Here is a 15,761-nt window from a genome sequence, read left to right as displayed (position 1 = left end):
GCCTTTCGCTACGGGGACACATCTGCGCCGACGCCGTCATCACCGTACGCGGCGGGAGCGTCGGCTGCCCGCTCTCCGGCGCCGCCGACGGCGCCCCCACACCCTGAGCAACCTCTCCGCGTAGAGTCTGTCTCCACGCGCTGGTGACCGGACCGACTGGAGGTCAATAACCGCCGTCGCCCGTTCGGGGCTTGGTGGTGATCTTCTCGCCGTCGGGGTCGACGACGAACCACTTGGCACCGAAGGCGTCGACGTCCTGCCCGTTGATGTCGCCTGCCTTGTGGTCTTCGGCGAACCGGTACAGCGGGTGCCCGTTGTACGTCACCTGTTCGGAGCCGTCGTCCCGCTTGGTGGTCTTGAGCAGGTTCTTCTTCAGCCCGTTGCCCGCGCCCGGGGTCGACTTGACGGTGAAGGGCGGCCACGCCTCGGCGCAGGCGTCATCGCACTGCGACGTGTCTTTCGTGTCCTTCTCGAAGAGGTAGAGCGTCCTGCCCTTCTCGTCGACCAGCATCTTGCCGTACGTGCTGTCCTTGACGTCGACCATGGGGTCGGCCGACGAGGTCGCCGCCGGCACCACGTCGGTGTCGAGTTCGTCCGCGGCATTGTGGGTCTCCGCGACGCCGGCGCCGCCTTCATCTCCGTTGTGCGAACATCCGGCCGTCGCGGTGGCGACCAGCAGGGTGGAGGCGAGCGTGGTGACTGTCCTGATGTGCCGTTTCATGGGTTCTCCGTGGTCGTCCGCCCCCTGCGGGCGGCACGCGGCCCACCGAGCGGGGCTGCTTCCCCCAGTGCACATCTGGTCGGACGGAACGACCAACCGGCCGCGTCCGTTCGGAGTGTTGTCCGGATGGGACTCTCGCCGTGCCGGCCGGGCACCGCGGGTCGAGTCCGAGCACCGCGTCACCGTCCCGGCATCGCTGTGTCCGGCTACCGGAGCGGTGCATACGGAAGCTCGTTTCACGCAGGACTCGCCCAACGGACATCCGATGCGGGACGGGTCGACACCGACGACACGCCCACCGGTGCCAGGCCGGGGTGGGGCCGGGGATCTTCGTCGGCGGATGGGCAGGTGCCCGGACGCCGACGGCCATGGTCCCTAGGGGGTGACCGAGACGGCGCAGCCGGCGGTGTCGTGACGGATGGCCCAAGAACTTGCCGGAAGTGGGACCGCCGTGAACGGGTGTGCTGTCCGGCGGCGATGAGTGACGGCGTGCCGGCGATGTTCGATGAGCTGTGTCCCGGGCTGGAGCCGGACGAACAGGAGCGGCGCCGGCTGGCGGAGAACCGTGCGGCCGCACCCCTGCTCAAGCGCCTGATCAGGCCCGCATCAGGTGGCCAGCGTGATCACTTGCATGGCGTCGGAGCGGACCTCGGCGGCCAGGGCCGGGCGCTCGGCACGGACGGCGGTCCGGTCTCCGTGATCATCCCGGCCGCCTTCTGGACCGACCTGCGCGCCGCGGGCCTGGTCAGCCCGGCCGCCCCGCTGCCCGACGGTGCCTGACCGGCACCGTCGCCCGAACCCTCGACCCCCCACGCCAGCACCACCATCCGGAGAAGCCCCATGGCCTCGACATCCGTCAGCCGCATCGTCCCCGCCTCGCCCGAGAAGGTCTGGAGCCTCATCGGCGGCTTCGACGCCCTGCCCGACTGGCTCCCCTACATCCCCGAGAGCACCCCGCTCGAAGGCGGCCGGGTCCGACGGCTGAAGAACACCGAGGGCGAGATCATCGTCGAACGCCTCGTCGACTTCAACGACACCGAACGCCACTACAGTTACGCCATCCTCCAGGCCCCCTTCCTCGGCTCGGCGCCATGTCGATGAGCGGTACCACGGCCAACTCCGTGGGCGAGTCGTGTCCGGGCGGGGCCAGGCCGACCGTTCCGTTCCACAGCACGGCCTGCAGGCATTCGTGGACGGCGCGCACCACAGGTCCCTCGCGCGGTCTGCCGCCGTTCCAGTACGCCTGCCAGTTGGGGTCGGTTCCCTGTGGGAACGGGAACCAGCGGCGGTCGTTCCGGTCGACGAGACCTTCGGGACGCGCTCACCGACGGCCGACAGCTGACGCCACAGGCCAGCATCGATGCGATGAAACGGTACTCGACCGAGCCGGCCACCGGGTTCGGCTGACCGGCATCGCTCCCTCCCTCGATGACGTCGGCCGCGGTCGTCGGCGTTGTCCGCACCGCACACCTTGCGGAAACCGTAGTCGTGCAGGCGAATGCGTCCGGGTGGCGGTTGGTGGTCGACCGGGAGATCAAGGCACACCCGAGGCCGGCCGTCTGTGGCGGACACCCTGGGCAGCTTGTCGGGTCCGCGTTCGCGGGTGGTCTGCCGAGGCCGCCCGGCCCGGTGGGAGGGACCAGGCGCGGGCGGCTCGGACGGTGACGGGTCAGCCGGCTCCGACCTCGATGGGGGTGCTCCGGCTGCTCTGGCTTCCCACCTGGAAGGTGAGCGAGGTACGGCCGGTGGCGTTGGGGTCGGTCGCCCTGACCGCGACGAACGCGATGGAGTTCGAGGACTTGCCGGCGAGGGCCAGGTTGACCTTGGAGAAGGTGAGTGTCTGGCCGTCGGCGGAGAGCTGCCCGCGGTAGTGCTTCGCTGCTCCGTCGGCGTCGAGCACGGTCAGCATGTAGCCGGGGTTGCCTTCCGCGACGAACGCCAGTCCCATGCCCGGGGGCAGGGCGACCTGGACGTCGTGCACGGGGACGGGGCCGTCGTCGGTGCTGAGCCGCACTCCGGGGTAGCCGACGGGGCCGTCGGCGGACAGCTTCACGTCCGGCGGGCCGCCCGGGACCACGTCGAAGCGGGCGCCGGTCGCGCCGGTGGCGGTGTAGCGGTAGTAGATGCTGCCGATCTGGAAGGCGTCTTCGAGCTTGTTGCGGTCCCAGCTGAGGATGCTGGTCTTGCCGCTGGCCGTGTCGATGGACTGCGGCCAGACCAGGAACCGGTAGTACCCGGGCTTGTCGCCGGCGTCCCTCAGGTTGAGGGCTTCGAGGATCTTCTTGTCGCCGGTGCCACCGCCCTGGTGACCCTTGACGTTGAGCTTGACCGGGTCGGGGGTGAGGTGGGAGGGCGTGCCGTCCTCGTGGAGCAGTTGCCAGTACACGTGGTCGCTGTAGTTGCTGGCCACGTCCTTGATGCCCTGTCGGGGATTGACCAGGTCGACGATGAGCTTCTCGGCGACGTAGCCGTTGTCGGACACGTACCCGAACCCGGCCTGGCTGTTGGGGGTTCCGCCCCAGCCCGTGTCGTAGGGCAGGCGGACGAACGGCCGCCCGGCGTACCCCTGGTCCGCGTTGTAGTGGGGCCACAGGACCTCCACCGGCACGTGGGTGGTGCGGGTGGTGCCGTCGTTGAGGCTGAGACGCACGCCGAGTTGGTACGTGCGGCTGTACTGCCCCTTCTCCGGGGCGGCGTCGACGTTGAGGTCGCCGCGCAGCGTGAACGTGATGACGTCGGAGTCCTCCAGGAACGTGAGGTCGACGATCTCGTACTCCTGGTTGATGCCCATCTGGCCTCGCGGCACGACGACGGCGGTGATGTAGTTCTTGTCGTCCCGGCCGTAGTAGGCGTACTCGACCTTGCTGATCTTGACGCCCGCGGGGACGCGGATGCGTCCGTCGTAGCGGAACTCCGAATCCCATACCGCGAACCGGTTCGCGTATCCGAGTGTCTCGATACCCGTTTCGGCCGAGTCCGTGGGCTCGACGTCGACAGCGGGCTCGATTGTTGTAGTCATGCCAAACTCCCGTGGGTGTGAGTCCTGGCCCGTTCGCGACCGGCCAGGCCGGACAAGGTGCGGGGAAGGTGAAGGGGCCGGCTCAGGTGGTGAGTCAGCGGCGCCCCGCAGCATTGCTGCTACCGGCAGCCTTGCCACACCATTCGGGGTGAACCGCCAACTCCTCCGTGTGAGTGAATAAATGGGAAGAAAGTGACGGCGTGATGTGCTCGTGGCCGGTGCGCCGGCGTACGGGGGCCGCGCCTTGTGGGGGTGGCGGGCGGCTGACGCTCCGGCGTGCGGGGCACAGTGCCTGGCGAAACGGTCTCTGGGGGGGGGCGCCCCCAGGGGGCGCTTGCGCGGTCAACCGAGTTGTGCGGCTGAGGGGTTGAATGCCTCCGCGCGCCCGCTCCAATTGCGCACCCTTCGTGTCCAGTCGATCACGAAGGGTAGGTAGCGGGGTGCTGGTGTTCTCGGCGTGACCGCCGGGGCGTCGGTGCCGCTCGGCGACAACACCGTGGCCGGGCGGGCGGGCAGCCCATCCGGTGGGTGTGCCGGCGAACTCTCGTATCTCGATGCGCTTGGAGAAGATCCTTTTGCGTGTGGACCCAGCGGCACTGCGTCCCTACCGGCTGGCCGCCGCCCCCACCAGGCGGCGGATGTCCCTGGTGGCCCGGGTGTACGGCTACCCGCCGGACCACAACGCGGGCTCGGAGTGGATGCTGCACTCGATGCTCCGCCCCCTGGCCGAGCGCGGCCATGACGTGACCGTCTGGCTGTCGCACCCCGGAAAGACCGAGAAGCGCTACGAGATCGACGGCGTGCGGGTCGTTCCCTTCCAGGAGGGCCTGGACTTCGCCGCCCAGGCCGCCGAGGCCGACGTACTGCTGTCCCACTTCGAGAACGTGCCGGTCCTGGCAGGACTCGCCAGGGACCGCCGCATCCCGCTTGCCGTGATCTGCCACGACAACTTCGCGACCAGCTTCCACAACGCCGCCGGCGCCGACCTCGTCGTCTACAACAGCGAGTGGATCCGCCGCGACGGCGAAATCTTCTACGCCCGCTACCCGCGCGAGTTCCTGCCCCGCAACAGCATCGTCGTGCGCCCCCCGGTCCTGGCCGACGAATACCGCACCGAACCCGGCGAAGCCGCCACCCTGGTCAACCTCAACGCCGACAAGGGCGGCGAACTGTTCTGGCAGATCGCCGCCTGGAGCCCAGAGTGGAATTTCCTCGGCGTCCGCGGCGCCTACGGCCAGCAGATCATGCCACCACCGCGCCTGCCCAACTGCGAGGTCGTCGACGGCGTCCCGGGCCGCCAGATGCGCGACCACGTCTACCGCCGCTCCCGCGTGATGCTCATGCCCAGCCTGTACGAGTCCTGGGGACGCGTCGCCATCGAAGCGTTCGCCTCCGGCATCCCCGTCATCGCCCACCCCACCCCCGGCCTGATCGAATCCCTCGGCGACGCCGGCATCTTCGCCTACCGCGACGACCTGGGCGCCTGGATCCACGCCCTCACCGCCCTGCGGGACCCGGCCAACTGGATGCAGGCCTCCCTGCGGGCCAAGGCCCGCTCCATCGAACTCAGCGCCGCCCCCGACCTCGACCAGTGGTGCGACGCCATCGAAACGCTGTGGGACACCAGCCCCCGCACCAGCATCCGCCGGCGCGCCGTCAGCCGCATGTGGCGTCCGTGACGAACTCGCCTCCCGCCACCATCCGCACAGCCGGATATGTCACAGCCGTGGAGCCCGCACACGCACCCGTAGACCAAGGCGGTAACCCGCGCGCAGTTGCCTGCAGCACACCACCGAGCCATGCCAGCAGCAAAGAAGGGACCACACATCATGACCCAGGACACCGTCACCGAGATCGTCAGTGTGATCGAGCCACGCGCGGCGATCGAACCGGCCGACAGTGCGCCGGTCGGCCCGTACACCCACAGTCAGCGTTTCGACTACACCGGCAGCGTCGACAACTTCATCGTCCCCCCGGGCGTCACGACGATCGACGCCCGCTGCTGGGGCGGTGGCGGTGGCCGAACCAACACAGGCGGTGGCGGTGGCTTCGCCACCGGGCGCATCGCCGTAGTGCCCGGCGAAACCTTGCGGATCGTCGTCGACCTGGGAGGCGGACCGGAAGGCGGTGGCGGAATGAGCGGCGTGTACAGCCAACGGCTGGGCAAGACCATGCTGATCGCCGGCGGCGGAGGAGGCGGCACCAGCAACCCGGACGCACGCGGCGGCGCGGGCGGCGGCACCAGCGGCTCCGACGCAAGCGCCTACTCCACGGGCGGATGGACCGGAACTCCCGCACGCAAAGCGTCAGGGTCCACCGGCGGCGCCGGCGGCGCCACTTCCTCGAACGGCAACTACGGAGGTCGCGGCGGCAACACCGGAGAGAACGGCGGTGCCCACGTCAAGGGATCGCCCGGGGGCCGGATTCCGATCCCGGGAATGGGCGGAGGCGGAGGCGCCGGCTACGGCGGTGCTTCCGGCGGTGGTGCCGGCTACGCGGGTGGTGGCGGTGGCCTTTTCGTCGGGACCGGCACGGCATACCTTGCCAGTGGCGGTGCAGGCGGCAGCAGCTTCGCCGGTGGTCCCGGCGTCACTGAGGGGCGGACCGTGCCCGGGAACGGAACCCGGGCCGGCGGCAAGGACGACCCCCTGTACCAGTCACCGGTCGGGGACGCCGGAAACCGCGGGCAGGTGGTGTTGCAGTGGTCGGAGTTCACCGTGACGCCGGGCGGCCCGCCGGACGTACAGGTACGCCAAGGAGGAGCGGCCGGCTACCCCGGAGTGAGGGTGGCGGCAGACACGGCCTTCGACCCCGTATCGGTGACGGTGACGCTTCCGGAGGGCCGCGGTCTGTTGTTCGGCACCTCCACACTCGCCGACTACCAGCTGACCCTGCAGAGCGCCGCGGGAGAAACCACCCGCTGTCCCGGAAGCCTGTCCGAGGACGGTACCTCGCTGACCTTCTCGGGCGTCGACCTGCAACTGCCCGGCACCACGGTGATGTGGGTCGGTGTCGGCGCCGACCACGATGCGCCACTGGGAGCATCCAGTCTGACCTTCACCGTCGGCGGCAGGTACTCCCGCTCGACCACGGTCGTGGTCACCCCGGCATTCACCGTCAGCCCGGGGGAGGGCCGGGTGCGGGCGGAACGGGCAGGAGCGCCCGTGTACCCGGGCGTACAGGTCCGCAATAACGGGTCGCAGGCCATCCCCTTGCAGACGGTCACCGCGACCCTGCCCGCCGACGCCGCCATGCGATTCGGCACCGAGACCAACCCCGACCATCAGCTCACGGTCTGGACCGGCGCGGGAAGCCCGGTGGTCTACCGGGGCGGGATCTCCGACGACGGCCGGGCACTGACCTTCACCGACGTCGACCTCGCCATCCCCACGTCCGGTTCCCGATCGGTGATGTGGGTCTGTGTCAGCGCCTCCGACGCCACCCCCACGGGGCAGACCAGCGTGGCCTTCACCATCGGCGACCACACCTCCCCTTCCACCCCCATCGACGTCGTCTGACCCCCCGGAGCCCGACCTCGGCACCTGACACAGCCGTGCTGCACGCCGTCCCCGCGCCCGGGAGGACGTGCAGCAGGCTGCCGCGGCCGGGCCCGCTCCAGCACTGCCCGACCATCACGAGGTGGCGTCGGCCCACAGGTCGGTGCTGTGGGCCTCGATGAGCGCGCTGATGCGGGTGAGTACGTCGTCGACCGGCCGTGGGTCGAGGCGGCGGCCGTCGCGCAGGCGCAGTGCGACGCTGTCGTCGGCGGACTCCTTGGCGCCGATGACGGCTTGGTAGGGCACCAGGCGGTTGTCCCGGACACGGGCGCCCAGACTCCCGCGGTCCGGTTCCGCGATACGGGCACGCAGCCCCAGGCGGGTGCAGTGGCGGGCGAGGGTGGTGGCGTTCGGCAGTTCGGTGTCGGAGACCGGGAGGATGACCAGCTGGGTGGGGGCGAGCCAGGCCGGGAAGGCGCCGCCGTGCTGGTCGATGAGGTGGGCGACGGCACGTTCCACGCTGCCGATGACGCTGCGGTGGACCATGACCGGGCGGTGCTTCGCGCCGCCCGCGCCGGTGTAGTGCAGGTCGAACCGTTCGGGCTGGTGGAAGTCGACCTGGACGGTGGACAGGGTGGACTCCCGGCCGGCACCGTCGCTGACCTGGACGTCGATCTTGGGTCCGTAGAAGGCGGCCTCTCCCTCGGCCGCCTCGTAGGGCAGGCCGAAGCGGTCGAGGACGTCGGTCAGCAGGGCGGTGGACCGCCGCCACTTCTCCGGTGCGGCGACGTACTTGCCGCCGGGGCCCGGCAGGGAGAGCCGGTAGCGGGACGGGGTGATGCCGAGCGCCTCGTACGCGCGGCGGATCATCTCCAGCGCGCCCTGTGCCTCCTCGGCGACCTGGTCCAGAGTGCAGAAGATGTGCGCGTCGTTCAGCTGGATCGCCCGCACCCGGATCAGCCCGCCGAGCACGCCGGAGAGCTCGGAGCGGTACATGCCGCCCAGCTCGGCCATGCGCAAGGGCAGTTCGCGGTAGCTGTGCGAGCGGGAGCGGTAGATCACCGCGTGATGGGGGCACAGACTCGGCCGCAGGACGACCTGCTCGCCGCCGACGTCCATCGGGGGGAACATGTCGTCGCTGTAGTGCGCCCAGTGGCCCGAGATCTCGTAGAGCTCCCGCTTGCCGAGGACCGGTGAGTACACGTGCTGGTAGCCCGCCCGCCGCTCGGCGGCACGGATGTACTCCTCGAGGGTGTGCCGCACGGCCGCGCCGTCGGGCAGCCAGTACGGCAGGCCGGCGCCGATCAGCGGGTCGGTGTCGAACAGGCCCAGTTCACGGCCGATCCTGCGGTGGTCGTGCACGGTGGTCATCGAGGTCTCCCTGAGGTGGCGGAGCAAGTGACCGGGCCCACGACGAAGCCCCGGGGCACTTGCCCCGGGGCTTCGGATCAGGTCGTCTGTCAGCGCGCCGGGACACTCTCCGGCGTCGTCGTCATCGCAGCGCGCTTCATGCCGTGGACGTTAGCAGGGCGCGGCGATGTCCACACGGTCATTCCTCGTCACATCCGGGCTGCGACAGTCCGCCCTGGTCACCGCGCCAGTCGTCTCACACCGTCTTGATGCCGCCGCCCTCGATGACGTAGTCGGCGCCGGTGATGCTTGCCGCGCGGTCCGAGACGAGAAACGCGACGACGGCCGCGACTTCGTCGGCCTCGACCATGCGGCCGGTGGTCATGCCCATCGCCGCGGGCACCCCGGCCACGAAGTCGCGGTGCCCGACACCGTTCGCCTCTGCGAGGCGGGCACCGAAGCCGTCGGCGTCCTCCCACATGCCGGTACGCGTCGGACCGGGAGAGACGGTGTTCACCCGTACGCCCCGGGGGCCGAATTCCTCGGACAGCGCCTTGCCGAACGCGGTGAGCCCCGCTTTCGCGACGCCGTACTCGATCGGGCCCGTGCCCGGCAGGCGTGCGCTCATCGACGAGATGTTCACCACCGATCCGCGGCGCTCCAGGAGGCTCGGCAGCAGCTGGCGGGTGACCCGCACCGTGCCGAACAGGTTGACCTCGAAGCTCTGCGTCCACAGGGCGTCGTCGGTCGCGAGGAACCCGTTGAGCGTGAACGTGTCGCCGCCGCCCAGATTGTTGACCAGGAAATCCACCCCGCCGAGTTCCGCGAGCGCCTGCGCCGCCAACTCCTGGGCACCTTCCGGAGTGCTCAGGTCGACCGCGACCGGGTGGGCGCCGGCCTCCTCCAGCTCGGCCGTGATCGTGCGGGCCGCACCCACGACGCGGACCCCCTCGGCGACGAGTTGCCGTGTGATCGCGAGGCCCACGCCTCGGCCGGCCCCGGTGACGACCGCGGTCCTACCGGCGAGATCGAGCTGCATGTCAGACTCCATGAGTGTATTTGAACTACAGGTACAAAACTAGGCCGCAAAAGAAGGCGGCCCGGACCGGCGGCATCGGCTACAGCGCCGCCATCGCCGCGTCCACGACCTTCCTCAGCTGCGTGGCGTCCTCGGCGGTCCGTGCCAGCACGCGCATGCCGATCACCGTCGCGAGCAACCAGGCGGCCGTCGCCGCCGCGTCGCGGCCACCGGCGATCTCGCCGGCCCGCTGGCCTTCTTCGACGGTCGCCCGGAACGCACTCTCCGTACGTGTGAACATCTTGCGCACCGTGGCGGCCGTCTCGGCGTCCGAGGTGGCCAGCTCGGCGGCGGTGTTGACCGCCATGCAGCCGCGCCGATGCGGGTCACCCAGGTCGAGTTCGACCAGTGCCTCCAGTGCCCCCCGCAGTCGATCCTTCGCCGACCCGGGGTGATCGAGGAGCGCCTCCAGCCACGCGGCCTGCGAGTCGCGATAGCGCATGAGCGCCCGCTCGAACAAGGCGTGCTTGCTTCCGAAGGTGTTGTACAGGCTGCCCTTGCCAATGCCGATCTCGTCCACGAGGTCCTGTGGCGTCGTCGCGGCGTATCCCTTGCGCCAGAACACGCCCATCGCGCGCTCCACCGCCACGTCCGGATCGAACTGCTTCGGCCTTCCCATGTCGCCACCGTAGCACCGTTTTTGACCTAGAGGTTCAAATCGGAGGGCCTCTCGGCGGCGGCCGCCGCCGGCACGCCCCTGGATGCCGAGCCAGGGATGCGTCGATTGTCTTTGGCCTTCGCCGGGCCCGGACGGAATCGTCTCGAACTCGTACTTCGAGGCGGGTACGGCGGCCCGTCTCCCGGATCGCGCCTGGCTCAGCCTCTATGAGCCTGGAACGGTCCGCAGCCTGCGCGAAGCCCCGGCGCCCGTTCCGGAGGCATCGTCATCCGCGCCGAACCTCGAGGTGGACGGCTGGCAGTACTTCACCGAAGTGGTGGATCGCGCCGGCTTCGATATTTGATCTCGTGCTGGGCCGTGGCGAGGCGACGGACGTGATGTCTGGGGACGGATGTGCGCTCCGCTGCCGGGGGAGGCGGGGCTGGAGCGGGGCCGGTGGGTTGCTGCGGGCGTCGTGTCGTGTCGAGGCCGTTCTCGTTGAGCCGTACGATCCGTTAGTGGAGGCGGGATGCCTGTTGCTGTCCGTCGCGCGCGCCGGCGGGCGCGGCCGTCCCGTCTCGTGTGCGAGGAGTCGAGTGGTGGGAGGGACCGAGAGTGGTGCGGACCGAGGAGTTCGAGGAGCTGCGGCCGCTTCTGTTCTCGATCGCCTACCGGATTCTGGGCAGTGTGAGTGAGGCCGAGGACGCGGTTCAGGAGACGTGGCTGCGTTTCGATGCCTCCCCGGCCGAGCCCAGGTCGGCCAGGGCTTTCCTTGCGACGACGGTGACCCGGATCTCGATCGATGTGCTGCGTTCGGCGCGGGTGCGGCGCGAGGAATACGTGGGGGAGTGGCTGCCGGAGCCGCTGCTCGCGGACCCGTACGAGGATCCGGCGCGGTCGGTGGAGCTGTCCGACTCCCTGTCGATGGCTGCGCTGCTGCTGCTGGAGCGGTTGTCTCCGCTGGAGCGGGCGGTTTTCGTGCTGCGGGAGGTGTTCTCGTTCGGCTTCCCGGAGATCGCGTCGGCGGTCGGGCGTTCGGAGTCGGCTTGTCGTCAGCTTGCGGTGCGGGCGCGCCGGCACATGGATGAGGGTCGGCCCCGGTTCGAGGCGGACCGCCGGGAGCGGGAGGAGCTTGCGGGGCGGTTCTTCAGTGCTCTGAAGGAGGGGGACGTCGACGGGCTGCGGACGATGCTGGCCGCTGACGCCCAGTTGGTCGGGGACGGCGGCGGGAAGGTTCCGCAACTGGCCGGTGCCGTCGCGGGCGCGGACAAGGTGACCCGGCTCCTGGCGTCGTTCTTCCCTCTTCTTGTGGAGCTGGACGTGACGCTGGAGCCGCGGCAGGTGAACGGCCAGCCGGGTGCGGTCTTCCGCGACCGGGACGGCCGGGTGCTGCACATCTGGGCGCTGGACGTGCTCGGCGGCCGGATCCAGACGATCCACTCGGTGATCAACCCGGACAAGCTCGGCCATCTGGGCCCGGTGGCGGACGCCTGGGCGGTCGACGAGGAGGCGCGGTCTCTCCGCTCGGCCCGCCGCCGCACTCCCGATCAGTGATCCCGCACCACCACCTGCCCCAATCAGAGTGACGTACGTCACATTCGCCCGTGTCACAGGCGGTATGGCCCATTTCGTCCCATGAGTGTGAACATGCACCACAACGGAAGGACCACCGCCATGGAGGCACGACTCAACCTCGCCGCCAGCCCGGCCACCGCCGATGTCCTCAAGCACCTCATGGGTGCGGGCAAGGCCGTCAAGGCCTCGCCGCTGCCGGCCACGACCCAGGAACTGGTGGCCCTGCGTGTCAGCCAGATCAACGGCTGCGCGGCCTGCATCGACATGCACACCAAGGACGCCGCCGCGGCCGGCGAGTCCGCGGTGCGCCTGCACCTGGTGGCCGCCTGGCGGGAGGCGACGGTCTTCACGGACGCCGAGCGCGCCGCGCTGGCACTCGCCGAGGAAGCCACCCGTATCGGAGAGGGCGCGGGCGGCGTCGGCGACGAGATCTGGGACACGGCGGCCAAGCACTACCCCGAGGACCAGCTCTCCGCCCTGGTGGCCCTGATCGCCTTCATGAACGCGGCCAACCGCCTGAACATCACCGTCCAGCTGCCCGCGGGCTCCTACCAGCCCGGCCTCCACCACTGACACCACCCACGACAACCCCCAACCTCCCCGGGCCACTGCCCCCACAGCAGCCCGGGGAGAGCCACGCGCGCACAGCCACACCTGAAGCGGTTGATGGTCGCTGCGATGATCACCTGCAACGTCACCGTCATGAAGCGCCCAGTGCCTCAGGCCCCCCTCGCCCCGTGTTCGTGCCGCCGATCGGCTCACGCTGCGCAGAACACGATCCCGAGGTCACTGGGACGCTGTGGCCCCATGGTCACCCGTGCCGGTCTGCCCGGTCTTCAGCCCTGAGCGCAGGTGTCCTTCACATTCAGCGCGAGGAGGTGCGGATCTCGCTCGGCGGCATCCCGTACGCCCGGCGGAAGGCCCGGCTGAAGTCGGCGGGGTGGCGGAATCCCCAGCGCAGCGCGGTTTCGCCGATCGTCTGGTGACGCAGGTTCGGGTCGGTCAAGTCGGCGTGGCAGCGTTCCAGGCGCCGGCGTCGGATCGTGGCGGCGACGGACTCCGGTTCGCCGTGGAACAGCTGGTGCAGCGTCCGCAGGGAGATGTGGTGGTGGGCGGCGACGGCCGCCGGATCGAGCGCGGGGTCGGCCAGGTTCCGGTCGATGAAACCGCTGATCCGCTCGCGCAGGACACTGCGGCGGGTCTCCCGGGGCAGCGACTCCCGGTCGCCGAGCCGGGACGCGAGCAGTGACGCGGCCAGATCCGTGCCGACAGCCCCGAGACGGGCCAGCTCCGCGGGGCCGGAGGTGCGGACGGCCTGGGGAAGTGAGGTCAGGTACATCTCGAGCATGGTGCCGGATCCGGTGTCGGTGGGCAGCGGTTCGGCGAGGAGGCGGTCGACGCGGGCGTCGGCCAGGGGCAGGAGACTGCGGGGCAGACGCAGCAAGGTCAGACGGACGGGGCCGCCGTGGTCCAGGAACTCGCAGGACAGAGCTCTGGAGGTGGAGAACACGGCCATGCCGCGGGGACCGAGGCAGGCCACGCCGCGTCCCTGCTCCAGCCGGACACCGCCGCCGCGGACCAGGACCAGGAAGTAGAGCTCCGGGTCGGCGCGACGGATGTGCACGGGCAGGCGCTGGGCCGACAAAGGGGAGAAGTCGAAGGCCGCCAGGCCGCCCGGCGGTCCTACGACCGTGACCGAGCCCTGGAAACGATCCGCGTAGGGGCTTCGCAGCGACACGGGCATGACCTCTCGGCCGACCATGTCGTGCCACCAGCCGAAGCGGTCCGGAACCGCGATGTCGTCGGTGTCGACGACTGTCACCGCACCCGTGGCAGCTGCTTCCTGCCCTGGCACATCTCTGACGTCGGGCACCCAACGAGTGTACCGCGCAAGTGAGTTGACGTAGCCGGTAATCCCAGGGGAGGAGGACCCCCGGTGCGGGCTACGTACACGCAGACGGGGATGCAGAGCGGTCCCGCATGGCGGGAGCCACCGACTCGGCGGTCTTTGCGCGCCGCCCAGGGGCATGTCACACGCTGACATGCGCTGGATGCGCAGGATGTCTGCGCTCCCGGCCAAAGACCAGGCCATCCGGTGCAGGTGACAGTGGTGCACGCTGGGTCGATTGACGCGTGCATGGCCTAATGAGCTGCCGGTGTCCGGATCTCAGGGGAGCCGGGCACCGGAACCGGGGGGAGCGTATGGAGACAACTGATCTCGCGACCACGGCCGTTGCGATTCTGACCGCGACGGCGACCGGAGCGGCGGGCGCGGTCGGTCAGAACGCCGGCACCGCGGCCATCGAGGCGTTGCGCGCCCGGGTCGGTTCCACGGAGCGGGGCAGGGCGGCCCTGGAGACGCTGCGGGACGCTCCGGAGGACCCTGCCGCACGGGAAGCCGCCCGGTCCGTGGTCCAGGAGGAGATCGAGGCGGACCCGGAACTGCGGCACCGGCTGCACGTGCACATGACCGCACCGGTGACCCACGTCAGGGACACCCTCCTGATCAGCGGCAGCCGAGTGTCCCGCAGTTCCATCTCCCTCGGCCCGCTGACCGTCAACAACACCCGGGGCGGGCGGGCCCTCGTCTCCGTGGTGGCCGCCCTGCTGGTGGCCCTGGTCGCGCTGGTCGTGTACGGAGGTGCCGGGCTGATCCTGGTCGACGATTCCCCCGATTCCTCAGGGGGCGCCGGCGCCGGCCGCGCCGTGCGAGCCCTGAACGCCGGAGAACTCAGACGGGTCGTCCCGGACCTGACGAGCATGCCCTCCGGCTGGGAGAGATCTGGACCCGTCGCGACCGGGACGGACGAGGAGCACGGGTGCTCGATGGCCGAGGCGAGGTTCGTCACCGCCGATGGGCGCAGCAGTGCGGGAAAGCTGGTGCACGCACTGTTCACTGTGTGGTCCTGCCCCAAAGCGGCGGTGTCGGCGCAGGGATACGAGGAGACCGTGTCGGCCATCGCCCACAACAACGAGGCGGCGGGACTCCCGCTCCCGGAGCTCGGCGACCAGCGCTTCGCGATCACCCACTACAACCCGGATCTCGACGAGGCCACAGCTCATGCGGTGCTGCGTGTCGGCACCGTCCTCATCGAGCTCGAGTACGACCCGGTGCTGTCGGAAGACGCCGAATGGAACGCGGAGTTCGAGCAGATGGCCTCAACGGTCGCCACCCGCGCCCAAGAGGTCCAGAACGCCTGAGCCGCCCCCGTCGAGGGCAGGGAGTCACCAGTGCGGCAGGCCGGCGACCATGGGGTCCCCCCCCCGCGGCGACGGCGACGGTCAGTGGAGGCGCGACAGCACGCGACTCCGGTTCGTCCAGTGAGTCTGTTGTTGATCGGCAGACGCCCAGGCGGTCGCACGCCTCACGTCCGCCCAGCCGGCCGTCCGCAGCGGCGGGGCCCGCAACGGCTCGCTCACCGCCACGACTCATCGGCCGGCTCACGACGACGCACCACGGACAGCTCACCCACCCCGTCACCTTGCGGACACTACCTAGGTGTATTGACCCGCAGGGTTGTTGACGCGGCTGATGGGCGGGTGTCCGTCGAGTGCGGTGTGGCAGCGGTGGTGGTTGCGCGCCGGCCGACCACGGCGACTGCCCGATGGCGTCGGCGCCGACAAGGCATACAGCAATAGCCTGATCCGCTCCTACCTGCGCCGCCGTGGCATCCGGCACGTAATCGGAGAAGAGCGATTCCAGAACCGCCCGCTGGCGCAGAGGTTCAAGCGGCGGCCGACCTCCCGGCTTCGACAAGACCCGGTACCGAGCGAGGAACACCGTCGAGCGAACGATCAACAAGATCAAGCAGTTCCGAGCCGTCGCTGCCCGACATGACAAGCGCGGATACATCTACCTCGGCACGGCGACCGCCGCCCCGCTGCTGATCCGGCTTCGTTCCTGGACTGAGCATCTGGCCGCA

General features: G+C 70.0%; 13 protein-coding genes and 4 pseudogenes. 10 read left to right on the top strand and 7 right to left on the bottom strand.

What is annotated here, in order from left to right:
• Positions 1 to 163 precede the first annotated feature (163 nt).
• Positions 164 to 721, bottom strand: coding sequence for a hypothetical protein (locus tag AB0E77_RS22655; RefSeq protein WP_361573383.1), 558 nt, complete (start codon positions 719 to 721; stop codon positions 164 to 166).
• A gap of 477 nt (positions 722 to 1,198) precedes the next feature.
• Between AB0E77_RS22655 and AB0E77_RS22650 the strand changes: the two genes are divergently transcribed.
• The gene (locus AB0E77_RS22650; protein ID WP_361573381.1) at positions 1,199 to 1,501 is read left to right on the top strand and encodes a hypothetical protein; all 303 of its coding nucleotides are present in this window, start codon (positions 1,199 to 1,201) and stop codon (positions 1,499 to 1,501) included.
• A 60-nt stretch (positions 1,502 to 1,561) separates the two neighbouring features.
• A pseudogene (locus AB0E77_RS22645) lies at positions 1,562 to 1,798 on the top strand (SRPBCC family protein); the annotation flags it as partial.
• A 1-nt stretch (position 1,799) separates the two neighbouring features.
• On the opposite strand, the pseudogene AB0E77_RS22640 reads toward AB0E77_RS22645, so the two are convergent.
• Positions 1,800 to 2,015, bottom strand: a pseudogene (locus AB0E77_RS22640) (LysR family transcriptional regulator); the annotation flags it as partial.
• Between the two features lie 8 nt (positions 2,016 to 2,023).
• On the opposite strand from AB0E77_RS22640, the pseudogene AB0E77_RS22635 reads away from it, so the two are divergent.
• A pseudogene (locus tag AB0E77_RS22635) lies at positions 2,024 to 2,128 on the top strand (cupin domain-containing protein); the annotation flags it as partial.
• A 262-nt stretch (positions 2,129 to 2,390) separates the two neighbouring features.
• On the opposite strand, the gene AB0E77_RS22630 reads toward AB0E77_RS22635, so the two are convergent.
• Positions 2,391 to 3,740 carry a hypothetical protein gene (locus AB0E77_RS22630; RefSeq protein ID WP_361573379.1) on the bottom strand — a complete coding sequence of 450 codons (1,350 nt, stop codon included), beginning with the start codon at positions 3,738 to 3,740 and terminating at the stop codon, positions 2,391 to 2,393.
• Positions 3,741 to 4,378: 638 nt separating this feature from the next.
• Between AB0E77_RS22630 and AB0E77_RS22625 the strand changes: the two genes are divergently transcribed.
• Both AB0E77_RS22625 and AB0E77_RS22620 read left to right on the top strand, forming a co-directional pair.
• Complete coding sequence (locus tag AB0E77_RS22625) at positions 4,379 to 5,419, top strand: glycosyltransferase family 4 protein (RefSeq protein ID WP_361573418.1); 1,041 nt, start codon at positions 4,379 to 4,381, stop codon at positions 5,417 to 5,419.
• A gap of 150 nt (positions 5,420 to 5,569) precedes the next feature.
• Positions 5,570 to 7,258 carry a hypothetical protein gene (locus tag AB0E77_RS22620; RefSeq protein WP_361573377.1) on the top strand — a complete coding sequence of 563 codons (1,689 nt, stop codon included), beginning with the start codon at positions 5,570 to 5,572 and terminating at the stop codon, positions 7,256 to 7,258.
• Positions 7,259 to 7,372: 114 nt separating this feature from the next.
• On the opposite strand, the gene thrS is transcribed toward AB0E77_RS22620, so the two are convergent.
• From thrS to AB0E77_RS22605, 3 genes are all read right to left on the bottom strand, one after another.
• On the bottom strand, positions 7,373 to 8,599 hold the full coding sequence (gene thrS, locus AB0E77_RS22615; protein WP_361573416.1) for a threonine--tRNA ligase: 1,227 nt from the start codon (positions 8,597 to 8,599) through the stop codon (positions 7,373 to 7,375).
• A gap of 244 nt (positions 8,600 to 8,843) precedes the next feature.
• Complete coding sequence (locus tag AB0E77_RS22610) at positions 8,844 to 9,626, bottom strand: oxidoreductase (RefSeq protein WP_361573375.1); 783 nt, start codon at positions 9,624 to 9,626, stop codon at positions 8,844 to 8,846.
• A 79-nt stretch (positions 9,627 to 9,705) separates the two neighbouring features.
• A complete protein-coding gene (locus tag AB0E77_RS22605; protein WP_361573373.1) occupies positions 9,706 to 10,284 on the bottom strand; it encodes a TetR/AcrR family transcriptional regulator in 579 nt (192 codons plus the stop codon).
• Between the two features lie 82 nt (positions 10,285 to 10,366).
• Between AB0E77_RS22605 and AB0E77_RS22600 the strand changes: the two genes are divergently transcribed.
• The 3 genes from AB0E77_RS22600 to AB0E77_RS22590 all read left to right on the top strand — a co-directional run bounded on the left by AB0E77_RS22600 (position 10,367) and on the right by AB0E77_RS22590 (position 12,411).
• Positions 10,367 to 10,627: a hypothetical protein gene (locus tag AB0E77_RS22600; RefSeq protein ID WP_361573371.1), complete on the top strand. Its 261-nt coding sequence runs from the start codon at positions 10,367 to 10,369 to the stop codon at positions 10,625 to 10,627.
• Positions 10,628 to 10,878: 251 nt separating this feature from the next.
• Positions 10,879 to 11,817: an RNA polymerase sigma-70 factor gene (locus AB0E77_RS22595; RefSeq protein ID WP_361573369.1), complete on the top strand. Its 939-nt coding sequence runs from the start codon at positions 10,879 to 10,881 to the stop codon at positions 11,815 to 11,817.
• A gap of 120 nt (positions 11,818 to 11,937) precedes the next feature.
• Positions 11,938 to 12,411: a carboxymuconolactone decarboxylase family protein gene (locus AB0E77_RS22590; RefSeq protein WP_361573367.1), complete on the top strand. Its 474-nt coding sequence runs from the start codon at positions 11,938 to 11,940 to the stop codon at positions 12,409 to 12,411.
• A 292-nt stretch (positions 12,412 to 12,703) separates the two neighbouring features.
• Here AB0E77_RS22590 and AB0E77_RS22585 read toward each other — a convergent pair whose 3' ends face one another.
• Positions 12,704 to 13,660, bottom strand: coding sequence for a helix-turn-helix domain-containing protein (locus AB0E77_RS22585; RefSeq protein ID WP_361573365.1), 957 nt, complete (start codon positions 13,658 to 13,660; stop codon positions 12,704 to 12,706).
• Positions 13,661 to 14,040: 380 nt separating this feature from the next.
• On the opposite strand from AB0E77_RS22585, the gene AB0E77_RS22580 reads away from it, so the two are divergent.
• Together AB0E77_RS22580 and AB0E77_RS22575 are read left to right on the top strand one after the other, a co-directional pair.
• Positions 14,041 to 15,039 (top strand): hypothetical protein, encoded by a 999-nt coding sequence (locus tag AB0E77_RS22580; RefSeq protein ID WP_361573363.1) that lies wholly within the window; start codon positions 14,041 to 14,043, stop codon positions 15,037 to 15,039.
• A 382-nt stretch (positions 15,040 to 15,421) separates the two neighbouring features.
• Positions 15,422 to 15,511 (top strand): annotated as a pseudogene (locus tag AB0E77_RS22575) (IS5/IS1182 family transposase); the annotation flags it as partial.
• Positions 15,512 to 15,761: the final 250 nt, after the last annotated feature.

It is taken from the genome of Streptomyces sp. NPDC032940, assembly GCF_040636935.1.
Lineage (GTDB): Bacteria > Actinomycetota > Actinomycetes > Streptomycetales > Streptomycetaceae > Streptomyces.
The sequence above is the reverse complement of the archived record's forward strand: the minus strand, read 5'-3'. Positions and strand labels throughout refer to the sequence as shown.